Annotated in this window: 1 protein-coding gene; it reads left to right on the forward strand. The window is 69.1% G+C overall.

The window, feature by feature from the left end:
- Window positions 1-350: 350 nt before the first annotated feature.
- On the forward strand, window positions 351-1,225 hold an 875-nt coding region (locus DXH95_RS15965; RefSeq protein WP_115550570.1), incomplete at its 3' end, for an ArdC family protein.

Consider the following 1,225-nt stretch of genomic DNA (forward strand, 5'->3'; position numbering starts at 1 on the left):
CTGGCCGGACGCCCGCTGGCCCACAGGTCCGGGCGCAGGGCGTCCGTCGGCGTCGCGCCGTGCAAGGGTGCCGTTTCCTGTTCGGCCGCTGCGCGGCGGGGTTGTCTCGATGATCTTCGACTGATTGTGGACGGCGCGGATGCGCCGGCGTTCTTGTGGCCTTCCCCGAAGAGGGGGATGGGCGGCGCTTCCGGCTAGGCCCGTCGCGCTCAGGCGCAACCCGGCAGGCCGGGTCTTTCACGTTGTTACAGCCTTGCAGGTGCGCCTGATCGCACCGGGCCTCTTGGTCGCTTTTTGCCGCCCACCCCCCTCTCCGGGGCCGGTGTGGTTTTTTGGGCAGGGAGGCGACGATGGCGGATCACGGCAGGACACGGCGGAGCGGCGGCAAGCGCGGGACAGGCAGGGCCAAGGCGCAGGGCGCGGCGCGGGCATCGCTCTATGATGAGGTGACGGCCAAGATCATCGCCCAGCTTGAGGCGGGTTGCTTCCCTTGGGCGCAGCCATGGAACTCGGCGGCAGCGGTGCCGGGCCTCCCCCGCAACGCGGTTTCGGGGCGTGCTTATTCGGGCGTCAATGTGCTGATCCTGTGGGGCGCGGTCATCGAGGGCTGCTACCCGTCGCAGGATTGGTTGACCTTCCGGCAAGCGCTGGCCGCTGGCGGGTGTGTCCGCAAGGGTGAGCGCGGGCATACGATCTTCTATGCCGACCGCTTCACCCCCGAGGATGGCCGCGAAGGTGGCGAGGGCGCGGAGGGCGAACCCCGCTCGATTCCGTTCCTGAAACGCTTCGTGGTGTTCAACGCGGCGCAGTGCGACGGTCTGCCGGAGCGGCTGGCCGCCGACCCGACGCCGTTGCCGCCGTGCGAACAGCACGAGGGCGCGGAGGCGCTGATTGCCGCGACCGGCGCGGATTTCCGCATCGGCGGCGCGCGGGCCTTCTATGACATTGGCGGTGATTATGTGCAGGTGCCGCCACAACCGGCGTTCCCGCAGCAGATCGACTTCTACCGGACGGCGCTGCACGAACTGGGCCATTGGGCGGGAAGCACGCAGCGGCTGGCGCGTGACCAGTCGGGGCGGTTCGGTTCGGCGCTGTATGCCCGCGAGGAACTTTGCGCCGAATTGACATCGGCATTCCTGTGCGCCGCGCTTGGGATCGTCCCGACCGTGCGCCATGCCGATTACCTTGGTTCGTGGCTGGCCGTGTTGCGCGCCGACAATCGCGC

This window comes from Sphingorhabdus pulchriflava, assembly GCF_003367235.1.
Taxonomy (GTDB): domain Bacteria; phylum Pseudomonadota; class Alphaproteobacteria; order Sphingomonadales; family Sphingomonadaceae; genus Sphingorhabdus_B; species Sphingorhabdus_B pulchriflava.